22 protein-coding genes are annotated in these 23,187 nt (G+C 54.7%); 8 read left to right on the top strand and 14 right to left on the bottom strand.

What is annotated here, in order from left to right:
* The first annotated feature begins 1 nt into the window (after position 1).
* The 4 genes from NSQ73_RS26950 to NSQ73_RS26940 all read left to right on the top strand — a co-directional run bounded on the left by NSQ73_RS26950 (position 2) and on the right by NSQ73_RS26940 (position 2,951).
* Entirely contained in the window at positions 2-1,324 is a 1,323-nt protein-coding gene (locus NSQ73_RS26950) for an amidohydrolase family protein (protein WP_340988963.1), read from the top strand.
* 286 nt (positions 1,325-1,610) lie between these two features.
* Positions 1,611-2,345, top strand: a complete 735-nt coding sequence (locus NSQ73_RS26945; RefSeq protein WP_081969841.1) for a ZIP family metal transporter — start codon at positions 1,611-1,613, stop codon at positions 2,343-2,345.
* Between the two features lie 12 nt (positions 2,346-2,357).
* Complete coding sequence (locus tag NSQ73_RS35020; RefSeq protein ID WP_445669685.1) at positions 2,358-2,492, top strand: S-layer homology domain-containing protein; 135 nt, start codon at positions 2,358-2,360, stop codon at positions 2,490-2,492.
* A 165-nt stretch (positions 2,493-2,657) separates the two neighbouring features.
* A complete protein-coding gene (locus NSQ73_RS26940) occupies positions 2,658-2,951 on the top strand; it encodes a hypothetical protein (protein ID WP_042134081.1) in 294 nt (97 codons plus the stop codon).
* A 119-nt stretch (positions 2,952-3,070) separates the two neighbouring features.
* On the opposite strand, the gene NSQ73_RS26935 is transcribed toward NSQ73_RS26940, so the two are convergent.
* From NSQ73_RS26935 to NSQ73_RS26920, 4 genes are all read right to left on the bottom strand, one after another.
* Positions 3,071-3,979: an aldo/keto reductase gene (locus NSQ73_RS26935; RefSeq protein WP_340988962.1), complete on the bottom strand. Its 909-nt coding sequence runs from the start codon at positions 3,977-3,979 to the stop codon at positions 3,071-3,073.
* Positions 3,980-4,134: 155 nt separating this feature from the next.
* Complete coding sequence (locus NSQ73_RS26930) at positions 4,135-5,124, bottom strand: aldo/keto reductase (protein WP_039302057.1); 990 nt, start codon at positions 5,122-5,124, stop codon at positions 4,135-4,137.
* A 159-nt stretch (positions 5,125-5,283) separates the two neighbouring features.
* Entirely contained in the window at positions 5,284-6,129 is an 846-nt protein-coding gene (locus NSQ73_RS26925) for an AraC family transcriptional regulator (RefSeq protein WP_340988960.1), read from the bottom strand.
* Between the two features lie 250 nt (positions 6,130-6,379).
* Positions 6,380-6,691, bottom strand: coding sequence for a (2Fe-2S) ferredoxin domain-containing protein (locus NSQ73_RS26920; RefSeq protein WP_042134087.1), 312 nt, complete (start codon positions 6,689-6,691; stop codon positions 6,380-6,382).
* 372 nt (positions 6,692-7,063) lie between these two features.
* On the opposite strand from NSQ73_RS26920, the gene NSQ73_RS35015 reads away from it, so the two are divergent.
* On the top strand, positions 7,064-8,242 hold the full coding sequence (locus NSQ73_RS35015) for a YsnF/AvaK domain-containing protein (protein ID WP_445669634.1): 1,179 nt from the start codon (positions 7,064-7,066) through the stop codon (positions 8,240-8,242).
* 442 nt (positions 8,243-8,684) lie between these two features.
* On the opposite strand, the gene glpX is transcribed toward NSQ73_RS35015, so the two are convergent.
* Genes glpX through NSQ73_RS26895 form a run of 3 tightly spaced genes read right to left on the bottom strand, consistent with a single transcriptional unit; the run spans position 8,685 to position 11,169 of the window.
* Complete coding sequence (glpX, locus tag NSQ73_RS26905; RefSeq protein WP_340947772.1) at positions 8,685-9,680, bottom strand: class II fructose-bisphosphatase; 996 nt, start codon at positions 9,678-9,680, stop codon at positions 8,685-8,687.
* 25 nt (positions 9,681-9,705) lie between these two features.
* Positions 9,706-10,506 carry a pyruvate, water dikinase regulatory protein gene (locus NSQ73_RS26900; protein ID WP_039302045.1) on the bottom strand — a complete coding sequence of 267 codons (801 nt, stop codon included), beginning with the start codon at positions 10,504-10,506 and terminating at the stop codon, positions 9,706-9,708.
* Positions 10,507-10,524: 18 nt separating this feature from the next.
* Positions 10,525-11,169 (bottom strand): helix-turn-helix transcriptional regulator, encoded by a 645-nt coding sequence (locus NSQ73_RS26895; RefSeq protein WP_340947771.1) that lies wholly within the window; start codon positions 11,167-11,169, stop codon positions 10,525-10,527.
* A 314-nt stretch (positions 11,170-11,483) separates the two neighbouring features.
* Between NSQ73_RS26895 and NSQ73_RS26890 the strand changes: the two genes are divergently transcribed.
* Positions 11,484-12,077 carry a hypothetical protein gene (locus NSQ73_RS26890; RefSeq protein WP_340988959.1) on the top strand — a complete coding sequence of 198 codons (594 nt, stop codon included), beginning with the start codon at positions 11,484-11,486 and terminating at the stop codon, positions 12,075-12,077.
* Positions 12,078-12,180: 103 nt separating this feature from the next.
* Here NSQ73_RS26890 and NSQ73_RS26885 read toward each other — a convergent pair whose 3' ends face one another.
* Positions 12,181-13,131: a DMT family transporter gene (locus tag NSQ73_RS26885; RefSeq protein WP_340988958.1), complete on the bottom strand. Its 951-nt coding sequence runs from the start codon at positions 13,129-13,131 to the stop codon at positions 12,181-12,183.
* A gap of 230 nt (positions 13,132-13,361) precedes the next feature.
* On the opposite strand from NSQ73_RS26885, the gene NSQ73_RS26880 reads away from it, so the two are divergent.
* A complete protein-coding gene (locus tag NSQ73_RS26880) occupies positions 13,362-14,798 on the top strand; it encodes an aminotransferase-like domain-containing protein (protein ID WP_340988957.1) in 1,437 nt (478 codons plus the stop codon).
* Between the two features lie 451 nt (positions 14,799-15,249).
* On the top strand, positions 15,250-15,921 hold the full coding sequence (locus NSQ73_RS26875; RefSeq protein WP_340988956.1) for a hypothetical protein: 672 nt from the start codon (positions 15,250-15,252) through the stop codon (positions 15,919-15,921).
* A 206-nt stretch (positions 15,922-16,127) separates the two neighbouring features.
* Here NSQ73_RS26875 and cysC read toward each other — a convergent pair whose 3' ends face one another.
* From cysC to NSQ73_RS26845, 6 genes are all read right to left on the bottom strand, one after another.
* The gene (cysC, locus tag NSQ73_RS26870) at positions 16,128-16,688 is read right to left on the bottom strand and encodes an adenylyl-sulfate kinase (protein ID WP_076242303.1); all 561 of its coding nucleotides are present in this window, start codon (positions 16,686-16,688) and stop codon (positions 16,128-16,130) included.
* Between the two features lie 501 nt (positions 16,689-17,189).
* On the bottom strand, positions 17,190-18,092 hold the full coding sequence (locus tag NSQ73_RS26865) for an STM4011 family radical SAM protein (protein WP_340988953.1): 903 nt from the start codon (positions 18,090-18,092) through the stop codon (positions 17,190-17,192).
* Positions 18,089-19,477 (bottom strand): STM4012 family radical SAM protein, encoded by a 1,389-nt coding sequence (locus NSQ73_RS26860; protein ID WP_340988951.1) that lies wholly within the window; start codon positions 19,475-19,477, stop codon positions 18,089-18,091. Before NSQ73_RS26860 ends, NSQ73_RS26865 begins: the two co-directional genes overlap by 4 nt.
* 31 nt (positions 19,478-19,508) lie before the next feature.
* Complete coding sequence (locus NSQ73_RS26855; RefSeq protein ID WP_340988950.1) at positions 19,509-20,294, bottom strand: STM4013/SEN3800 family hydrolase; 786 nt, start codon at positions 20,292-20,294, stop codon at positions 19,509-19,511.
* Positions 20,291-21,739: an STM4014 family protein gene (locus NSQ73_RS26850; RefSeq protein ID WP_340988949.1), complete on the bottom strand. Its 1,449-nt coding sequence runs from the start codon at positions 21,737-21,739 to the stop codon at positions 20,291-20,293. Before NSQ73_RS26850 ends, NSQ73_RS26855 begins: the two co-directional genes overlap by 4 nt.
* The gene (locus NSQ73_RS26845; RefSeq protein ID WP_340988946.1) at positions 21,739-22,584 is read right to left on the bottom strand and encodes an STM4015 family protein; all 846 of its coding nucleotides are present in this window, start codon (positions 22,582-22,584) and stop codon (positions 21,739-21,741) included. The genes NSQ73_RS26850 and NSQ73_RS26845 overlap by 1 nt, the downstream gene beginning before the upstream one ends.
* Positions 22,585-23,187: the final 603 nt, after the last annotated feature.

Below are 23,187 nucleotides of genomic sequence, written 5' to 3'. Positions count from 1 at the left end.
CATGCGCGAAATATATTCAGCAGATGTTCTGTACACGCAGGACGAATTCAAGAAGAATGGCGCTCTGCTGGTGGAGAACGGGATAATTACGGATGTGGGAGAACGTGAAGAGCTGAGGGATCGCTATCCCGATGCCAGGCACATCCACTGGGAGGGCAGAGCTATCGTCCCCGGTACCGTCAATTCACATAATCACTCCTTCCAGAGTCTGCTGCGCGGGATCGCGATTGATAAACCGTTTCTGGATTGGCGGGATCAGGCCCTGTACAAGTACACACCGCTTCTCGATGAAGAGGCCATCTATACCGGCGCGCTGCTTGCCTTCGGAGAGATGCTGCGCTACGGAATCACGACCGTCTGTGATTTCTTCTATGTGCATAACGGCGGAACTGTCTACGATGAAGCTGTGATCCGGGCCGCGGGTGATCTGGGAATCCGGCTTGTATTTGCCCGCACGATGTATGACTGGACCGGGGCACCACTTGCTTACCGGGAGACGGTTCCGGAGGCTGTAGAGCGGACGCGGTCATTAGCCAAGAAGTATCAGGGCAATCCCATGGTTACGGTACATCCGGCTCCGCATAGCCCGCATGCGGCTTCACCAGAGATGATTAGGGCCGGGCATAAGCTGGCTATGGAGCTGGATACGCCTTTTCATATCCATGTGGCGGAAGAAATGTTCGAGGTAGAAGAGATCCGGCGTGACTATGGCCTGCGGCCTGTGCATTATCTGGATTCCCTGGGCGTTCTCGACGAGCGGATGATTGCGGTTCATCTGGTCTGGCTGGAGGATTCCGAGATTGAGCTGATTGGCGCAAGACGCGGGTCCTTGGCATACTGTCCGTCCAGCAATATGTTTCTGGCTGACGGGGTGACACGCATTCCAGACCTGCTGAAGGCAGGCGTCAGAGTGACACTCGGGACTGACGGAGGCTGCAGCAATAACCGGATCAGCGTGTATGAGGAGATGCGCATGTGTGCGCTTCTGCAGAAGGTCAGCCGACTGGACGGTACCTGCATCACCGCCGGACAGGTGTACCGGATGGGCACCCGGAGTGCCGGGGAGATTCTGCGGCTGCCGGTGGGTTCGCTCGAAACCGGGCAGCACGCCGACTTCGCGGCGCTCGACCTTCAGGATCTGTCGCTGGCTCCGAAGCGGGAATTGTTCGCGAACATGGTCTATGCCATGCAGCCGGGAGCGATCCAGACAGTAGTCGTGGGCGGGAAGGTGGTTTTTGAACAAGGAAAGATCAAGGCATTATCCGAGGCAGCCATCGGAGGACGGGTAGACCGGTTGTTTGAGAAGTGGGCGAGGCTGGAGTAATTCATGTCATTCATCACCATCAGATTCTAATGTATTTCAGACAATTGATTGCTGGAGTCCGGCTCCATAACACCCTTTCTACTGGAATCTGCTGTACAGAGTACAATAGATTCAATTTTTTAAGCATATCTAGGGCTGATCTGTTGTACAAAATCCAATTGAACTCTCGTTGGGGCGCCACCAGTTCAATCTACATAGAAAGAAAATAATGGAAGCCTGGTTATATTTAAGGCTGCCGGAAGCATAAGCTTGTCTATAAGTCCTGTCCACAAAAGGGGTTGAAGACTTGGCGAGTGCGTTTCTAGGCAGCTTTTTATCTGCAATGGCTACGGTTCTTGGCGTGATTCCCATCCTGTTCGTGAAGCGGCTGTCTGAGCTGTGGAAGGATGTGCTGGTGGCCTTTACCGCCGGTATTATGGTGTCCGCGACCACCTTCGGACTGATGCCGCAGGCGATCAAAGAGTCGGGAATCATCGCTCTTACTCTGGGTCTGATTACCGGGGTGCTTCTGCTTGATCTGATCGAGAGCCATATTCCGCATATTGATGTGGAGAACAAGCCCGGTCTCAGCAATCTGGATTCCAAAGCGCTGCTCGTGATGATCGCGCTGTTCATTCATAATATTCCCGAGGGGCTGAGTACCGGCTTCAGCTATGCCAGTGAGCAGGCGAGCCTGGGGCCCATGGTAGCTATTGCGATCGGTGCCCAGAATATGCCCGAAGGCCTGATCCTGGCAATATTTCTGATGAATGCCCGTGCGACCCGGCGCAAGGCATTGACTATTGCTGCCCTGACCGGCCTGATGGAGATGGTATCGGCGGTCATCGGATATTTTACAGCCAGCTATGTGCAGAATGTGGTCGGTTACGGGCTGGCCTTCGCGGCCGGAGCGATGCTCTTCATTGTCTATAAGGAGCTGATCCCGGAGAGCCACGGCCATGGATATGAGCGGCCTTCAACCTATTCGTTTATATTCGGCCTGCTGGCGATGGTATATATCACAACGTTTTTTGGCGGATGAAGGAATTGTTCCATCGCTGCCTGGGCACGGCCATATGCCAGTGCTGCCCAGAAGCTTGGGCTGATCCTGGGACAAGGCGGCAACAAATTTAATCCGCTGCAGAAGGCTACGCGGGCTGAAGCGGTACCATTGATCTCCAAACTATAGTTTCATTGATCTCAATATTCAGACCGCCTATGGTGTAGACACCAGGCGGTGTTTTGTTTGGAATTGAAACTTCGCACGATTTGCGTCTGCTTCCCAAAGCAGCTATACTGGCTGTTATCCCAGCGATTCATAGAGCGCTAGCTTGAAGATGGAAGGTGTGATTTGATGGACAGACTAACCTGGGAAGCTTTACTGACATTTGTACTTCTGGTTGCTGGTTTCATAAGCTTGTATGCTGCCATTCACAAACGGACGAACTTTGCCCGTTACAGTATGACGGTTCTGCTGATTGCCAGCGGGGCTCCGCTCGCGGTGATGCTGGTGCTGGAGAGCAGAAGAGACGCGCTCGATGCGAATATTGGGCTGGGTATGGCTTTTTTGCTGACATGGCTCATTACTGCCCTGGTATTTGCCGCTTCGGTGATTATATGGATCGTTAAGAAGAGAAAGCACGGTTAACCGGATTTATCGCTGTAATTCAAACTTGTTCCCCGGATGTATGAAAAAGAAGCTGTCCAATGACTGCAGATTTCCTGCAGCTTCAAAGGCAGCTTCTTTGGTTTTGGAAACATTCAACTCTACAAGTGCAGTGTATACCGTCCTGCCTTGCTCACCTTACGGACAGCCTCTAGCTCAAGGGCTGAGAGTGGCGGTGAGGTAGCGGATGCAATATTTTGCCGCAGCTGTGCAAGGCTGCTCGCCCCCGGAATAATTGCGGCAACGGCAGGATCAGCCAGCGGATACTGCAGCGCTGTCTGCGTCAAGGTACGGGTGAGGGTAGTCTGCTGCATCAGCTGGCCGTGCAGCTCTGACAGCTCCGCAGCAGTATAGTCCAGATATGCCCGCTCCGCCTTGCTGCGGCCATGTTCTGTCAGGATGCCGCTGGCCAGCGGTCCCCGCGCAATCAGGCTGATACCCTCCCGGGCCAGCAGCGGAAGGATGCTCTCCTCCGGGCGTCTGTCGAGAATGCTGTACTGGCCCATCACACTGACTATTCCCGAGCGCTGCACATATTCCCGGATGACATTCGGCCGGATGGAGGAAATCCCGTAATGACGGATTACCCCTTCCTGCTTCAGCTCTTCAAAAGCTTCGATAGTCTCGTCAATCTCATCTTCCAGCGTTCCCCCGTGCAGCTGATACAGATCGATATAATCGGTCTGCAGCCTGCGCAGACTCTCTTTCACAGCCGAGCGGATATAGCTTTTGGAAGCATCCCAGCTCCAGCCCTCTTGGCCGGGAATTCTGCGGTTGCCCACTTTGGTGGCCAGAATTACATCTGCACGGCGGTGCCGGATCGCCTGGCCGACGATTTCCTCATTGCGGCCTTCATCGTAGAGATCGGCGGTATCCAGGAAATTGATTCCGTGATCAAGCGCTTCGTGAATAATAGCAGCGGCCTTCACCTCATCCGTCCCCAGCGTCATACAGCCGAGGCCCATGGCGCTTACATATAAATCAGATTGTCCCAAACGGTTAGTGTTCATCTGACCTGACGTCCTTTCGTTACTGTAATTGTGTCTATTATATCATCCTGATACGCCAAAACGGCAATCCCGCCGCCGCTGGCTGTCAGCCGGGCGGGCAGGATTGCCGTTATAAGTAAGCGTAAATGTTGTCTTTCAGCCTTTCAGGCGCCGGATTATCCGCGCAGAATGTTCTCGATCTGCTCCAGCTCTTCTGCACTCAGCTCAGGCGCATTCAGGGAAGCTACAGCATCTTCGATCTGGCTGACTTTGCTCGCGCCGATCAGCGCGGAGGTCACTTTGCCGCCGCGGAGTACCCAGGATAAGGCGAGCTGGGACATCTTCTGTCCGCGGGCAGCGGCAATATCGTTCAGCTTGCTTACCTTGGCGATCACCTCGGCCGTGATTTCCTTCTCGGAGAGGAACACGCTTGGTCCGGCTGCGCGGGAATCCGCGGTAATGCCTTTCAGGTAACGGTCGGTCAGGATACCCTTTTGCAGCGGTGAGAAAGCGATAGTGCCGATACCTTCTTCAGCCAGCACATCCTGCAGCCCGTCTTCGATCCAGCGTGACATCATTGAATAGTTCGGCTGATGAATCAGGCAGGGAGTGCCGAGACGGCGGAGAATCTGCGCGGCTTCACGCGCTTCTTCAGGCTTGTAGTTCGAAATACCGACATACAGCGCTTTGCCCTGGCGTACTAGCAGATCCAGTGCAGACATGGTTTCTTCGAGCGGTGTATTCGGATCTGGACGGTGGTGATAGTAGATATCCACATAATCCAGGCCCAGCCGCTTCAGGCTCTGATCCAGACTGGATACGAGATTCTTCTTGGAGCCCCATTCGCCGTACGGGCCGGGCCACATATAGTAGCCGGCTTTGCTGGAGATGATCAGCTCATCGCGGTACGCGGCGAGATCCTTCTTCAGAATCTGTCCGAAGCTCTCTTCGGCGGAGCCTGCGGGCGGACCGTAGTTATTGGCGAGATCGAAGTGGGTAATTCCCAGGTCGAAAGCGCGGCGGACCATGGCCCGGCCGTTCTCGAACACATCGTTGCCGCCGAAATTATGCCAGAGTCCAAGCGAAATCGCCGGGAGCAGCAGGCCGCTGCGGCCGGTGCGGTTATATTTCATAGTGTCATAGCGTTCAGGACTAGCGATATACATATTATTCCTCCTACAATTTGTTGGTTAGTGTGTTCTGTGATTAATGTGTACAAACTGGCGCTCCCTATCCGGGGAATGTTAGCGTTTGCTTCTCCGGCCGGGCCACGTTCTTATTGTACCGAATCCGTGCGGATAATCGTATGTCAGCATGGATGATGTTTATAGAACAATGTCAGTATCGGTGTGGCGGATGCGGTATTCTTTGGGGGAGCAGCCTTTAACCTTTTTGAACATACGGGAAAAGAGCAGTGCGTCCTGATACCCGACAGAATGCGAGATCTCGCCGATGGTACAGCTGGTCTCGGTCAGCAACTCGCAGGCCTTGGCAATCCGGAAATTAAGCAGATACTGCTGCGGCGGCAGACCGATCGTCCGTTTGAACAATGTGGAGAGGTACTTGCGGTCCAGCATCAGAGAAGCGGACATGCTCTCCACGGTGACATTCTCACAGTAATGGGCATGCAGGTAGTGGAGGCATTGCTCGACATAGACACTCTTTTGACGCGGAATCACCAGGTTTGCAGTGGCCGGAACCGTGCGCAGCAGCAGGGATAAGAACTCATAGAGGATTACCTTGAGCGGCAGATCCAGCACATCCTGGCAATCGGCGGCTTCAGACAGCCTCCCGAATAGAGAGGGCATCAGCTCTTGATCCATCGGGAACACCGGCTGCTCCGGCGACAGCGAAGTCCGCGACAACAGATATCCGGCTTCTTCTCCGGTAAAAGCAATCCATGAATAGGTCCAGGGACTGTCCTGGTCTGCGGCATAATGCGTCACAACATGGGGATAGGTGAGGAAGGCTTGTCCTGCCCCCAGCGTGTGGCTCGCTTCCCCGACAATAACTTTGCCGGTGCCTTCGTGAATGAAGTGGATTTTGTACAAATCACGGACCCCGGGTCCGACGGAATGGCCGGGTGCGCATTGCTCCTGTCCCCAATAATGGAGATGTAGATCGGGACTGGTGCGGTGCGGACGATGGGAATTATATTTGAATATGGCCATGCTTCAGCCTCTTTCCTGTATAGGGAGTGTTCTTTGCCTAAAAAGTGTATATTCCCCATTATACATCAGTTTCCCCAAGGCTGATCAACCGCAAAATAACCCCACAAAGTGGGGCTCTGGCTTCGATGATTACTCAGGTACTTTGCGGGGACCCCAAGGCAGATCAACCGCAAAAAGTCCCGGCTCCGCTGAAGGGGAGAGGGACCATACGTACATATTTCATAACACAGATGCCGGAGCTTCGGCAGTGTCAGGCTTCCATTTTGAGCATAACGAGCTCTTCCACGGGCACCCCGTTCACCAGATGCTCCTCCACAATGCGCGCCACATCATCGGTGGTTACATTGTAGTACCAGATTCCGTCAGGATACACGATGACAAAAGGCCCGTTGCCGCATAGGCCGAGGCAGCTGGTTTTGTTGATTTTGACCGTTTTGTTAATCCCGTGTTCCACCATCTGCTCTTTGAATTCCTGCATGACCTCTTCAACATCCTGGTTATTGCAGTGTTCGCTGCAGCAGAAAAGTAAATGTTTCTTGAGCACCTTCAAACGCATATTCATCGCGGTTCCCCCTAAAAGATATCTGAGTGGCTGACCTGTCTTATGAGGAGTATAGCCTCTTTTGGCGGTGCTGTAATGCGGTTGAGACCATTGTTCTAAAAGGCTTAATAAATGCCATGAGGCGGATAATTAAGTGTTATCTATGCTGACTCCGAAACGGGGAATATGAGTAAAATGTGTCCGGAATGCAGGAGGAAATCCGCTTGGAAATTATTTCCCGGATTATTTCCTGTTTCATAAATAATTTTGAGGTTACGTTTACAAGTTTATAAAATATCAGTTTCGCGGATGCCTGTTTGGTTAAGTAAGGGATGTGAAAGTTAAAGTGAGACTAACCTTATTCACAAAATAAGCTACCAGGAGGGAATCGTTATGAACAAGAAAATTGTAGGTGTATTCTATACCGAGCATGAAGCTTCACGGGCCATTGAAGACCTGAAGAGTCACGGGTTTCTGACAGAGGATATCTCAGTGATAGCGAGAAACAAACGGGATGTTGAAGCGATCAGTGATGAGACAGGAACCAAGGCGCCTGAAGGCATGGCATCCGGTGCAGCAACAGGCGGTATACTCGGCGGTGTCACCGGGCTGCTGGCAGGCATCGGCGCACTGGCGATACCAGGGATCGGGCCGATTATTGCTGCCGGACCGATTGCCGCGACATTGACGGGAGTAGCCGTGGGTGCAGGAACAGGCGGGCTTGTGGGCGGTCTGATCGGGCTGGGTATTCCCGAGGATGAAGCGGAGAGTTACGACAACTATGTGGATGAAGGACGCATTCTGGTCATGGTTGATGCAGATAACACGCGGGCAAGTGATGTATACTCCATTTTCCGCAACCATAATTCTGCGAACGCAGACCGTTATATGGATGATCCTAATACAACCGGCGATGCTGCGGATACCGCACGTCATTCGGTCACAGATACCGTGGATGCCGCGTTCAACGGCTCGGGTCTTGAAGGCAGGGACGATACAGGGCTGGATACGATGAATTCGGCAACGGAGCATGATCTCCCGGGGACAAGAGCACTGGATGATGTGAACCGGCCGGGAATGACGGGAGATGTATATTCCGGTACGCCTAATGGCATAGACGGGACGCTGGATAGTACACGAACTGGCGGGTTCAATGATCCGGATGAAGACCGCAAGCTGCGTTTGCGTGAAGAACAGCTGGATGTATCCAAGAACAAGGTGCAGACCGGTGAGGTCAACGTACACAAGGAAATCATCGAAGAGCAGAAAACGATCAATGTCCCGGTTACCCATGAAGAGATTGTCATTGAGCGGCGTGCCGTCAATAACGACACAACAGCAGAGCCGGTTGGCGCGGATGAAACGATCCGAATCCCGGTGAGCGAGGAGCAGGTGGAGGTCCGTAAGAATACGGTCGTTACCGGTGAAGTCGAAATTCACAAACGTGAGATTCAGGGAACCGAGCAGGTACAGGATACGGTCAGACGCGAGGAAGCACGGGTCGACAAGAGCGGAGATGTGAAGGTGGACGGCAGTGACGAGCTGCTGAGAGACCACAGCCGCAGCCGTTAAATAGCAGTGACGTTATAACATTCTGACAGGCTAGATGACGGGATTTGTCATTAAGGCTAAAGCTAGTGGGAACGACCTTGCCGTCACTTTAATCATGGAACTGTTTCAGCGAGAAAATAAAAGGGTTTCCGCGAAGTCCAGCCGGACTTCACGGAAACCCTTTTGTATATTCATTGAACCGGTAATCTTCGGATCAGAATGAAATTCAGCTTGAAGCAAAGGGCCCAATCCGGCGAGGCTTTAACTGTATTTTCTGCAACTAAAATCACTGATAATTGCCCGGGAAGTGCTTTAGTTGCACTTTATACAATTATATTGACCAGTTTCTCTCAAAAGGCTCACCTCATGCTATTTTAGCTGTACAGAATACACTTAGCGTAATAAATCTGGGCGTATACCTTGTTTTAACTGTACGAAATACAATTATCCGCTGCCCCTGTGCCTACATAAAGGCCGCATTGGCTCTGGCCGGAATGACCTCCGGGATGTCCTTGCCCGGCAGGAAATGAATGCTGCGGATGTAGCGGATCGTACGGCTCTGCGCCCGCATGATCACCGAATGGGTCTCGGCGCGTTCCTTGCCGATGAAGCGGACGCCGCTGAGGAACTCGCCGGAGGTTACCCCGGTGGCGGCGAAGATGACATCGCCGGTGCCGACCATATCCTCCATGGACAGCACCCGTGCCGGATTGTCCAGACCCATCTGCAGGCAGCGCTGCATCTCGAAGGGGCCTTCGGGCAGCAGCCTGCCCTGAAGCTCTCCGCCCAGGCAGCGCAGTGCGGCGGCGGCGAGTACACCTTCCGGTGCTCCGCCGGAGCCCATGTACAGATCTACATCGCTGTCCGGCAGCGCAGCGGCTATTGCCCCGGCGACATCGCCGTGATTGATCAGCTTGATGCGCACGCCTGCTTCACGCAGGATGCTGATCAAGCCTTCATGCCGCTTGCGGTCCAGCACCATCACCGTCAGCTCGGAGAGCGCTTTGCCGGTGATCATGCCGGCTTTGCGCAGCGTTACTTCGGCCGGATCGTCCAGGCTTAGCTTACCGGCCAGCTCCGGTCCGCAGGCCAGCTTCTCCATATAGATATCCGGTGCATGCAGCAGGCTGCCCTTGTCAGCAATTGCAATCACCGACTGTGCATTATGCAGTCCGCAGGCGACGACCTCGGTCCCTTCCAGCGGATCTACCGCTACATCGACGGAAGGGCCGTTCCGGTTACCGACACGTTCTCCGATATAGAGCATCGGCGCCTCATCCATCTCGCCTTCGCCGATCACCACGGTTCCGTCAATGGAGACAGAATCGAACATGGAACGGATTGCGGTTGTGGCAGCATCATCTGCCGCATTCTTGTCGCCCCGGCCAATCCAGCGTGCTGAGGATAAAGCACCCAATTCAGTGACCCGTACAATTTCCAGTGCCAATTCGCGTTCCATAATGATTCCCTCCAGTATAGTTAGATTAGATATAACCCATAATGATGCCGGCGGTTTCTTCAATCGCCTTATCCGTAATATCAATGACCGGGCAGCCCAGCTTGGCGAACAGTGTTGCCGCATATTCCATCTCTTCTGTAATGCGTTCGAGGCTGGCATATTGCGAGCCGGTAGGCAAGCCCAGCATCTTCAGCCGCTCAGAGCGGATCTTCAGCATGTACTCCGGCTTCATGGTCAGACCGATGATCCGGTTCGGCGGCAGGCTCAGCAGCTGCTGCGGCGGACCGACCTCCGGGACGACCGGATAATTCACCACCTTCTTGCCGCGGTGGGCCAGAAAGATGCTGAGCGGTGTCTTCGAGGTGCGGGACATGCCGAGCAGAACAATATCCGCCTTCAGCATGGCCCCGAGATCACGTCCGTCATCACAGGCGACGGTGAATTCAATCGCCTCGATCCGGCTGAAATATTCCTCGTCCAGCTGATGCAGCAGTCCGGGCCGGGCCTCCGGAGCATCATCGAAGGTATCGATGAACGCCTGCATCATCGGGCCCATAATATCCACAATCCGCAGATCGAGGCGGACCGCCTCCTCGCGGATCATCTCCCGCAGCTCCGGCTGGACCAGGGTATAAGCTACGAAACCCTGAAGCTGGGCGGTCTCTTCCATTAATTTGCGCAGTTCATCTTCATGTCTGACATTGCCGTATCTTCTGATCGTGACACGCTGATTCTGAAATTGGTGAATGACGGCCTGCACGACAGCTTCCGCCGTATCTCCAATAGAATCCGAGCATATCGTAATGTAATGGGTGGATGGCTCCATGCTCTATCGATTCCTCCGTTATCCTTTGGCTTCAAGCTCGAGGAGAAGCTTCACGATGGAAGTCTTCGTGAGCCGCCCTACTACGTCCAGACCTGAGCCGGACCCTTCCCCGCTGCCGGGAACAACTACCGGCAGACTGTCTACCTCGTGGTATATCATGCGCTGCGCGGCGTCAAGCACCGTGTCATCGGGCGAAACTGTTACTACCTTGGGCTGGCGGGTCATGACCATGCTCACAGGCATGGTTACCGCTCCGGGGTTACCGAGCGTGACCTTCAGGAAGTCCTTGCGCGAGGCGACACCGGTCAGCTTGCCGTCGCTATCGCAGATGATCAGCGTACCGACATCCTGAAGAAACAGTGTAACTACGGCGTCCTGAATCGTTGTATTCTCGCGGATAATGACCGGGATGCTCTGGATATCGCTAACCTTGGTATCCTGCAGCAGCCCCCGGCTGTTATGGCGCGCTGCGGCTTTGGTACCGGGGAAATAACCGACCTTCGGCTTCGCATCGACATATTCGAGCATAACCAGGATGGACAAGTCCCCCCGGATGGTCGGCCGGCTCAGGCCCAGGCTTTCCGCGATTTGGTCTCCGGTAATCGGCGCTCTTTTTTTCACAATCTCAATAATTTGCAATTGCCGGGTTGTCAGTTCGATCACAGTTTTCCTCCACTTTCCGGTTTACGTTATAGATACAGGCACTCCCTTGGCAGAAAAGGAGCACCGTGCGCCGATTCCCCCTCTTCATTCAGACGTCCTATTTGGAATTAAATCCCCTAACTTGCTTATATAATACGCAATAATGATCATAAATGCAATATATAGTACGTCATATATAATAATTTTCTGAAAAAATAGGTAGCTTAATCAGATTTACGTTAAGGGAAAAGAAAATATTCTAATATATGGTATTTATTTAATGCTCTTTCCTCACATGTATGGTAAGGTTTGATCAGGCAAGGAGGTGTATTCATTTGAGGAAATCAAGCTTCGTTCTCATTTGCGGGATAGTCATCCTAACGTTGTTATCTGCCGGATGCAGCAAGGACACCCCGAAGTACGCAGAATTGTTCACACAGGTGGAAGAGCACAGGGCTGTGTTCAACCAGCCGCTCGAAGACGGGCTTGCCGTTCTGGGGGTTACCGATGCTGTGGGGGAATATGATCCGAATTTGGGTACAATCATGCAGGATGATGTCCTGACCGTCAATCAAATGGAGTTCATCCAGCAGATTACGGCAGATGTTACAAATGATACAATTATCGGTTACCGGATTGGGACGGTCTTTCCCAGATCAGAAAGCGGTTATGAGGATGCAAGAGAGCTAGTGCGTGCTTTTCTGGAACATTACAAGCCTGCGGATGATGAAGAGGCTGACAAAGTCGAGCAATCGGTTCAGACGATTGACCGGATGGCGCTTCCGCTCATGCCGTCAATAGGCTTTATCCGAGAATCGTGGACATATGGCGAGGGTGAGAACAAGCTGTATATCACCTACAGGATATCGAACAGTTTTGAGAGCGATGAGGAATTGCCGCTGAATTTGTTTTTCAGCTCTGAGGAGTAGCGTTATCCCCCAGCGTGCTTGAGCCATAGGGTGAAAATAACAGAACAGCCCGGAGCCCTTTGTAAGGGTCCAGGCTGTTTTTGCTAACCAGGGGCAGGATTAATTAATCCTGCGGAAGAGCTTCAATGCTTGTTTTTTGAAGTACGGGTATTGCCGGTTTTTGTTTGAAAATCAGCTGCTTCAGCGCGCCCGCATTCACAAGGACGGTGCCAGCGATAATGGTGAATACACCAAGCAGCGTTACCCACGTTACCGCTTCGTTATAGAACAGGAAGCCCACCCCGACGGCAATCGGCGGAGAGATATACAGCCAGGTCGACGGAAAGACGGGATTCGTCTTGGAGACGAGCCAGTAGAACAGGGTATGACCAACCATGGAGCCGACAACGGTCAGGTAGAGCAGGGAGCCTGCGGTTTTGAACGACAACAGGAAGGCGGGATGCAGCGGCTCGGTAAACAGCGAGATGATGAACAGCAGTGCTCCGCCGTACATCATCTGGGCCGCGTTCAGTGCCACAGGGGATACTCCGGAGAAGGTGGTGGTTACTTTTTTGGAGTAGATCGCCCCTGCCGCATAGCAGATTTCTCCGATCAGGACGACAACACAGCCGATCAGCCAGAGCGGAGTGACATCAGCCGCAAGGCTGGGGAGCACAAGCAGCAGTACGCCGGTGAAGCCGATGATACAGCCGAACAGCGAGTAGCCGGGAGCCTTTTGCCGGAGAAAAGCCATCTGCATCAGCAGAATCATCATCGGCCCGGTTGCCGATAATACGGCCGCGAGTCCGGAGGATACATATTGCTCGGCCCAGTAAAGTGCGGCGAAGGTGCCGAAGGTCAGCGTCGCTCCGGTAAAGAGCATTTCCTTGCGCAGCAGCAGGGAGAAGCTGGCTTTGCCTTTCACTACCATGAACAGGAACAGCACCGCCCCTGCCGTGAAAAAACGAAGTCCCGCAGAGAAGAACGGCGGCGCTCCGGCGTCTACGCCGATTTTGATCGCGAGAAAGGTTGTGCCGAAGATCAGACAGACCAGTGAATAAGCTAACATAATCATGTTTCCGTGCCCCTTTGTGGTGGTAATGTGGCAATCTCCTAAAGTATTCTGTTAATCATATCCTCATAGGCGCAGAACAGATTGCAGAACACAGAACAGTTGCCGGGCGGAATGCTGTACAATAGGGCAAAGGGAAGTTAGCGGAAGCGTGAGCGAGTGAACAGCGGGCTGTGGGCTGTGAGCTGTAGGAAGCGGAGCTGTTGCGAGTAATTGTGGAGAGGGCGGGGTATATGAAGAAGTCAGTAGGTATTGAGCAAAGCAACCCGTTGTTCCGCCAGGTCTACGAGTTCATGCAGAACCGGATCGAGCGTGGGGAGTGGACGGCCCATGACAAGCTGCCGTCGATCCGGCTGCTGGCGGATGAGCTGGGTGTCCACCGGCTGACGGTATTTAAGGCTTACCGGGCACTTGCGGAGAACGGTATGCTGTATGTCAAAGACAAATCCGGTTATTATGTATCGCCGGGCAGCCGGATGGCCAACTCAGTGGAAGAAGGAGCAGCAGTGCTGGGGTATACGGTCAAGAGTCCGATGTCCGATATTCAGCGGAAGCCGGTCACTTACCAGTTCTCTCAGGCGCTGATTGATCCGGGTCTGCTGCCCAACCTGTTCCTGTCCGATTATGTCAAAAAAGTATTCGACCTCTACCCGAAGGTCATGGGTACCTATTCCACCGTGCAGGGGGATGAGGAGCTGCGCGCAACGCTGAGCAGCCATTTCCATGACCGGTACCGGCTGCAGTTATCAGCCAGTGAGCTGCTGATTACCTCGGGCGCGCAGCAGGCGATCAATCTGATCGCCGGAATCATGCTCGGCCCGATGGATGCCGTGCTGGTGGAGCGCCCGACGTATAGTGTGGCGCTGGATATTTTCCGCCGGGCAGGCGCGCGGCTGGTTCCCGTGGAGATCTCGCCGCAGGGGTATGATCTGGCGGCGGTCGAGGAACTGATGCGCAGGCATAAGCCGCGGATGTTCTATATTAACCCGACGCACCATAATCCGACGGGTTATACAGTGCCTGCTAAGCAGCGCAAGCTGCTCGTTGAGCTGGCGGAGCGCTACCGTTGTCTGCTGGTGGAGGATGATCCGTTCCGTGATATGCACTTTGAGGAGGAGCCGCCGGCGCCGTTTTTTGCCTATGATACCGAAGGCTGGGTCATCTACATCAGCAGCTTCAGCAAGTATGTAGCCCCCGGGCTGCGGATCTGCGCAGTAGCCTGCCGTTATCCGTTCATGGAGCGGCTGATTGCCGCCAAGTCGCTGGCGGACAACGGGACGCCGCTGCTGAATCAGAAGATCTTCCTCCACTACTACACCTCGCCGCGCCTGCAGCAGCATCTTGGCAAGCTGCGGATCGCGCTTCAGGTGCATAAGGAGATCATGGAGGAGGAGCTCGCTGCCGCCGGCTGGGAATGGACAGCGCCGCAGGGCGGTCTGAACCTGTGGGTGAAGCTGCCGGACACAGTGTCCGTAGATGTGCTGTTTGTACGCTGTATGGAGCAGTCCATCTCCTTCGTTCCCGGTGAAATCTGTGATCCGCTGGGCGAGATGAAGTCCTGGCTTCGCCTCAGCTACTCCTTCGCCAGCGAAGCGCTGCTTCGTGAAGGGATGCGGCAGCTGACCGCAATTGCGCGGGAGATCGAGGCGGAGGGTGGACATAGAGAGTGAATTTAGAGAGTAAATACGAAGAACAGATGCAGAAAGTAGATGCAGAAATTAGATGCAGAAAGCAGATGCAGAAATTAGATGCAGAAAGTAGATGCAGAAAGTAGATGCAGAAAGTAGATGCAGAAAGCAGATGCAGAAAGCAGATGCAGAAAGTAGATGCAGAAAGCAGACGCGGGTAAGCCTTGGGGTTTAGCCTGCAGACATGATGAGCCAGCTGCTATCATATATCCGTCAGGCATATCTGGTAGCACATGCTCATGACGCAGCCGTTATCACGTAGCTGTCTGGTCGCAGCTTGCTATCACATGCCAGTGACGCAGGCGTTATCAAGTAGCTGTTATTACGCTGACTGTCCTATTATACCCGCGTGCCTTTTTGCTGGCATGGGATTTTATGGTTTATAGAGTAACCTTTCTCTGGAAATTTCGTCTGGTGAATAAGGAGAGTGATTATGATGATTGCGATAAAAAGAATCCGGGGCGTCCTGCTCATGTTCCTGTGTGCCCTGCTTGTCTTCATGACACTACTGACCGTACGTCCGCAGGTTACCTATGCCTGTTCTTGTGTCATACCAGCTCCGCCGCTGGAGGCTATGGAAAACAGTGCGGCTGTGTTTGAAGGCACCGTAATATCGGTCGCCAAACCATCCGGAATTATCCAATCCAGCGCCGATCCCATGCAGGTTACCTTTCAGGTAGGTGCCCGCTGGAAGGGTGATTTGGGTAATCAAGTGACCGTAAGTACGGCGCAGTCCGAAGACAGCTGCGGCTTTGAGTTCGCCGAGGGTGAACGCTACATGGTTTATGCAAGAGGAGCGGAAGCAGATGGAAACCTAGTGAAGGGGAATGAAGAACAGCGTGAGCTGACTACGAGCCTGTGCAGCCGGACTGCCCTGTATGCTGACGCGCAGGAAGATCTGAATGAGCTGGGGCCAGGTACCGGCGGCGGGTCGCCGACAGCTCCGCCGGAGACCGCTGAAGGTGATGCACCTTCAGTACCTGTAGACAATCATTCAGCAACAGCACCATGGCTGCTATATGTGGGAGCGGGTGCGGGGATGGTGATCTTGATAGCACTAGGGCTAACCTGGCAGCGCCGTCAGAGTAACAAATCACGGAAATAGTGTAAGGCAGATTAAAGCGGGATGAGGCGGAGTAAGATGTGACGGAGGGAAGCAACGTTGGAGGATACCTGAGCAACGCGGCTAGTTTGTTGGAGGAATGGGAGCTTCATATCAATAAGAAGGGAGGCTTATGGCTATACGCTATAAGTCTCCCTTCTATTATGCTCATAGTGCAGGCGAAGCAGGAGAATGTCCGCACTCTAACTCTAGCGCCACGGCTGATAGAGCCGGTTCTCCGTAAGCCAGTCTATCATTTCCTCCACGCATTCCTCTGGTGTACGCTCTGCCGTGAGCAGCCTCAGCTCCGGGCGGTCCGGAGCCTCATAAGGATCGGAGATCCCGGTGAAGGCCGGGATTTCACCGGAGCGGGCCTTGGCGTACAGCCCTTTGACATCCCGCGCTTCACAGACGGGGAGCGGGCAGTCTACATAGACCTCCACGAACCCCGGCAGCTCCAGGCGGGCATAGCTGCGCATGTCGGCATAAGGGCTGATCACCGAGACCACGGTGACCACGCCGTGCCGGTTCAGCAGGCCGGCAATATAGACCGCCCGGCGGATATTCTCGAACCGGTCCTCGCGGCTGAAGCCGAGGCCCCGGCCCAGTGTGCGCCGCAGTTCATCACCGTCAAGCCACTCCACTGCCCGGCCCTGCTCCTGCAGCCGGTCCTTGAGCAGAGCGGCAAGCGTGGACTTGCCCGCTCCGGACAGGCCGGTGAGCCATATCGTTACCCCTGTTTGTGTCTGAGCATGTAGCTGAGCTGTCATTGCTTTGTCCTCCCGTAACTTTTCGCTTCATTGTAAGCACCTTGTAGCCACCTTGTGGCCATATTGTAGCTACATTTGCTCTATCCATTGAACGGTACTCTTTCGAAATAGCGGCCTGGGAGATAGAACCAGACTTCTGCTCGAAGCCAGGAACCTCATCCGACAATAACTGTATTTACTACAACTAAAGTCACCAGTTATTGTCTTTCCAGTCTAATAGCTGCACTTTATACAACTAAAAGGACTGACTTTCCCCAAAGGAGCGCCTTCCGCCATTTTTAGTTGTATAGAATACACTTATCCGTACAAATCCGGTGTTTATCCTGCTTTTAATTGTACGAAATACACTTATCCGTGGCCTCTCTACGTCTGCATTCCCCCACATACAAGAGAAAGTGTGTTTGGAACTCGCCCTGCCTTAGCGGTATCTATTCATCGCCGTGTCAATTCTATCGAATCTGCCAACCTAACCCGCCAATCCAATCCGCCAACCCAACCCGCTCACCGCTGAATACCCATTTCCCTCATTTCGTCTGGGATTCTCTCTCCCGCGCCGTAAGGAATCCGCTCCAGCAATCCGGAGCCGTAAATCTGCTCCAGGCCGAGCTCCGGCATATGAATATAGCCGATGTAGCAGTCGCAGACCTTCATCCGGCAGCTCCGATGCGCGGCTAGACCCTCAAGGCCGTCGCGGTAGAGGTTACCGATGACCGCGCGGTCCTTGTAGCAGCGTTTCACGAGACCTGCCCCTTGCACATAGAACACGTTGCTGCCTGCATTGCAGCTTTTGCCCAGACTGTCGTAGTCAACGGCATTGATCCGGAAATAAGGATCTATCCCGCTAAGGAAGCCTACATCCTCTGGCGTATAATAATCCGGCTTGTCCTTGTAGGCGTTCACCCACAGATAGACATCCTCCGGCAGGGCGGCACGCAGAGAAGCAATAGCGGGAAAAGCGCCATGAACACCTACACTGCCCACGCTGAAAGGAATGCCTTGCCCGTATACAGTCATGCACTGCGCCAGAAACCGTTCCTCACTCACCTGACCGGGATGATAGGTCGCCCAGAGGGCGGCTTTGGCCGGATTCAGCTCTGCGGTGAAATCAAGCCGGGCCGACAAATTCGTCTGGATGGCGACTTTGTCCACATGCTCCAGATGGGATAGAGTGATTAGCGCGTCCCGGTACCAGCGGTGTGTCAGTCCTTCCCCGTAGGGATTGAAGAAAATAGACAGCCGGTGGCCTGCCGCTCCCTGCTCCGACACCCAGCGGACGAAGGCCGTAAGATGCTCACGGTCTTTGGCGAGGGTGGCGGCGCTGTCTTTTGTTTTGCCGAAGGGGCAGTAAGGGCAGTCATAGTTGCAGGAGGAGAGGGAGCCGCGGTAGTAGAGGACCGCCTTCATGGCAGGATGAACCCTTCCATTTGCTCCCTGATCTCGCCGGAGATGAACCAGTCACCGATGGAATCGGAGTAGCCGAGACCGCCCGGAGTAAGCCGCAGGATGCCCTCTTCATCCGTGGCGAACCCGCTCTGCACCAGCAGACCCAGCTCTGGATGATCTTCCCATAGCGTAGAACCGAATCTCCGGCTGTAATCTGCCACGGTGAGACCTTCGCTATGCAGGATAGCTTTGAGAATGAAGCGCCGTTTCTGTTCTGCAAGGCTCAGTACAATCCCGTAGTCAGCAGTATCATAACGTTCGGCTGCTACATAGTCAGCGATGATGCTCTCCGTGGCTTTGCGGCTGACGCCGTAGCGGGAGGCATAATGCACATTCCGGGTATAAGAGCGGGCACCGCAGCCGAGGCCGACCATGCCTTCCTCCTGGCAGCTGTAATCGAGAATATCTTTGGCAGTTCCTGCGTTCTCCTTGGCGAACCTGCGCATCGAGTACTGGCGGTAGCCGTGCTCTGCCAGCAGCTGGCCTGCGGCCTGATAGCATTCATGGCGGATATCAGTCTGGCGCAGCAGATCGCCAGGCTTCACAATTGTGTGCTCACGGGTGTAGAGCGGATAGATGAAGATTTCCTCCGGCTCATGCAGCAGCGCCTGATTCAGCGAATACAGCCATGACTCCACCGTTTGGCCCGGAAGCCCGTAGATCAGATCCAGATTGAGGATGGGAAAATCATATTTACCCAGCAGCTCAAGCGCCCGGTATACCACGTCCGGGTCCTGCGGCCGGTAGATGGCAGCCGACTCAGCGGCCACGAAGCTCTGAATCCCCATGCTGACCCGGTCGACGGTATGCTCCTTCAGGATCGACAGCTTCTCCTCTGTCAGTGTCTCGGGTGAGGTTTCGACGGAGATGGAGGTGGCCGCGAGGTCTACACCCATGATATCCGCAGCAATGCCGAACAGCCGGTTCAGCTGCGCGGGAGCCAGCAGGCTTGGCGTTCCGCCGCCGATGGCGAAGCGCGCATAAGGCTTGTGACTGGTAAAAGCAGCCCACTGCTTCGCCTGCCGTTCCAGCGCATCCACGTACTCGGCGTGGACATTCGCTCTTTTATCAGGCAGGGTGAACAGGTTGCAGAAGCCGCAGCGAGCGCCGCAGAAGGGAATATGCATATATAAGAAAAAACTCTCCGCAGGCTCGTCCCGCCACAGCTCCTCTAAAGAAATGGGGGCCGCGAACTCGCGGTAAGCGGTTTTGTGCGGATAAGAATAAAGATAATTGCGGTATGGATTGGCCGTGATCTGTCCGGTCCATTCCTGAAGCTCCCTTGGGGAGAAGGGAGGTTGCCCGTCATTGCTCTTATGATGAAGGGATTGCCGGATTGACGTCATACGTTCTCCTTCCTGTTGCGGGATGGTATCGCTATAAAATAAACTCGCGGTAAGGGACATTCCATACCGTTTCATGCGCGAGCCGGTGGCCCTGATAGCCGTCTTCGCCGTAAGCTTCTCCATGATCGGAGAACGCCAGGCAGAACACCGGGTTACCGCGTTCGCGGAAGGCAGCAAACAGCCGGCCTAGTTCACCGTCGGCATAGCGGAGGGCAGCGCGCTGGCTGTCCACGGAATCACGCTTCGCACCCGGCAGGAACATATGATTCGGGCCATGGATCGCCGAGACATTCAGGAACATGAACAGACGCTGGTCCAGCGCGGTATTATTCAGTATCTTGAGCGCATGATCTACCTGATGTTCCGTTGAGCGCGGATTCGTTACCCCGAACGTCATCCGCCAGTAGCTGTGCTGGAAATAACCGGGCAGGACACGGGCGAGGGGAACCTTTTTGCTGAAAAAGATTACGCCCCCGATACACACCGTCTGATATCCCGCCGCTGCCAGCCCGGACACCATATCCGGCGTATCGAACAGCCAGGTATGGGGGTGCGTCCTCAGTCCGGTATTCCGGGAATGGAAGAGCCGCACATGCTCAGCCTTATTCGTAGTGGCCGGAGTGGGCAGGAATCCGCCGAAGAAGGCATGATGGGCCGCATAGGTGAAACTGCCGGGTGTATGCCGCTTTTCCCAGGAACCGCTGCCGCACAGGTTGGGACAATTGGCCTCCTCCAGAACAGCGGCATCATAGCGCAGCGTATCGAGCGTAATCATTAAGATATCGTGGGTGCCGACAACGGCATTCATATCGGTCATAGGGCCAGATTCCTCCCGGATAGCTGTTTCATTTCCCATTCATAGGTGCTGCAGCCTTGGTATTCCACATCGTACAATAAGTCGCCAAAAGGATTCACATCCGCCGTATACGTCCGCCCGGTGCTCCCCACCAATACATCAATTCCCGCGACGGAGGAACGCGGAAAAGCAGCCAGAGACTGCTCGGCCGTCTGCCGTACCTCTGCCTGCATGTCCTCCGTGAGTCCGGCTTCGGCCGGAGTCATCCGGCGGCTGCGCAGATGCAGGTTCGTAATCGGTGTGCGGCTTACCCGTGCAACCGAGTGGCAGGCCACACCGGCAACAACCAGCTGGCGGATATCGAACGATTGCCCGCCCGCGCCGGACTTCGGAATCCACTGCTCGGCGTAGGCGCCGTGGCGGTAGAGCCAGTTGATGATTCCGGCGAGGAGCGCAGAGTCCGTATAGCGCCGCAGCTTGCCGGAATTATAATACACCGGGGGACGGGTGATATAGCTCTCGACCCCGATGGTAGTGACCGCCACCTCAGCTCCCGTTGCCGGATTGAGCTGATAGGCAATGACGCCCGATGCGGCTGAGCCGCTGGCCAGCTTGATGAATACGCGGTGCATCCGCTGCGAGAGCATCAGCCCGCGGAGGGAGGCGTAGTCCACAGGGGCTTCTCCGCTGCTGCCCTTAAGCGGCCGGGGAATAGGAACGCCAGCCGCAGCCAGAATCTGCTGCGTCCGGCGTTTGTCGGTCATCGCGGCGATCTCGCCGGGATGGTTGGTCCAGCGGGCGGCGGGCAGGAGCTGCCCGGCTTCGCGCTGAATCCGGGCCAGCAGCCGGCAGTAGCCGCGGAACCACTGGGACGGATGATGCAGCACGCCGGGCATATCCTTGAGTGCGCCGGCCGCCTTGAAGCTCAGCGGACGGAGGTCCGGCTGGCCGCCGTAAGGATGCAGCGAGTCGTCTGCGTCCGGCGCATCCGGCGCACCGAGCGCGATCAGGGCGCGCTCGGTTTCGAAGCTGCAGCCCGGCGACTCCAGCCGCAGCAGCGGCGGAGCCGTGTCCGGGGCAGGCACTACGGGGGCAGGTGCGGCTGGCCTGGACTGCCGGCTGCTGTCGCGGCCTTGGGCAGCCGGCTGCGTCAGCTCCGGCAATCTGTCCGGTGCCGGTGAATTCACCTTTGCCTGTCCCTGCAATGCATCCAGCATCCGCATTCCATCAACCCGCTGCCCTGCCTGCCCGGACACTCCGCCCAGCGGCTGCTCCCGCACCGGCAGCATGTCTGGCCGATACCCCGCCTGCTCCAGCAAATCAGCCAGCGGCTGGCCCTGCAACAGCCCGGTGTACGGAATCAGGACCGCCGGAGGCATACCGAGGCGGCTTCGCGCCTGCTGGATGCCTTCCGAGCGCCTGTCACCGGGATTGCAGAACACAATCAGCGGCTCTGCGGGTGGCATCACTCGGTGATCGACGGATAACGCCAGTCATCCTCGTCGTCGCTTTTCTGCTGGTCACTGACATCGGCAGGCAGTCCGCTGTTCTTCCAGCGCTGAATCATTCCGTCAGACATATAATGATGGCTCAAGTTGAGCAGCTTTAGTCCTTTGATCTTCCCGCTGGCGAGCAGCGCCTCGGCGCCGGTATCGCTAAGGGTTCCGAGCGACAGGTCGAGCGTCTCGAGCTGATCCAGAATAGGTGCATCGGCTAAGGCTGCAGCGATTTCATCCTGGATTTCACTATTTTTGAGTCCCAGATAGGTAAGCTTGGGGAACTTTCCGGGGGCGATCAGCGGATACAGGTCTTCCAGACCGCCGTCAAAGCCGTAGTTGTCCACGCCAAGATATAATTCGAGCTTTTGCAGATTAGGCAGATTGGCGGCGGCGATATCGGCCAGGACATTTTTGCCGAGTCCGCCTGTTATAATAATCAGTTCTTCGAGCTTTTCATGCTGCAGCTGGCTCAGCCGCAAGTTCGTGCCTCCCTGCGCAGTCAATGACTGCAACTCCGGATAAGCGGGAAGCAGCGGCGAGAGGTCAGTTTGGGTAATCCACGAAATTTCACATTCCTCATATCCCATTTCCCCGATAAAAAGCCTGCGCAGCGCAGGGAAACTTGCACTGTGCTTCACCAGCGCCTGGACGGCATCCTCCGAGCTGTTCTCGTAGGCTTGTCCCCAATCGCCAATCGTCAGGCTGCTTACTTCAGCAGCTTCGGGGCTATTGCTCAATTGTTCTATCTCCGTCTCTATCCGCTTACCTTCTTCAAATGCATCGTAATCGATACTGAGCTTCACTGCTGTCATGAACATTCCCTCCCGGAAATTTATGGCTTCCAAATCACCCTAACATTAAGCAGATGGGGAGTCAAATGGCCGAGACAGAAGGTTACGGGAGAGGGATTGGCGGCAGCTGGAGCGGGTGGGTAGGAGGGATATGAGAGTAGGATGAGGGTGTGTGGAGAGTGGCTGAAGAGCAGTTGGTGAGTAGGAGTAGAGCGGTAGTTGAGGTGCTTGTAGAGTAGCATGGGGAGTAGTATGGGAATAGCTGGGAGTAGCAAGAGAGTAGCTGGAGAGCAGATGTAGAGTGGGAGTAGAGCAGAAGTAAAGGTGTTTGTAGAGTAGCTGGAGAGTAGTAGGAGAGTAGTAGAGCGGTAGCAGAGTAGGTGGAGAGTAGTAGTAGAGGTACTTGTAGAGTAGCATGGGAGTAGTAGGAGAGTAGTAGTAGAGGTACTTGTAGAGTAGCATGGGGAGTGGCTGAAGAGTAGCTGTAGAGTGGCTTGAGGGGATGATTTTCGTAAATTTATGGAGTTTTTGAATCTGCAGAGTAATTTTAGGCTTTTGCGTGCGCGAAATGAAGTTATGCAGCCCGTATGTAACGCTCCTCCTAAATAGCAGCCTTCCGATCGC

The organism is Paenibacillus sp. FSL R10-2736 (genome assembly GCF_038000245.1).
GTDB lineage: Bacteria > Bacillota > Bacilli > Paenibacillales > Paenibacillaceae > Paenibacillus_AQ > Paenibacillus_AQ phytohabitans.
This window is presented reverse-complemented; position numbering and strand designations above follow the sequence as displayed.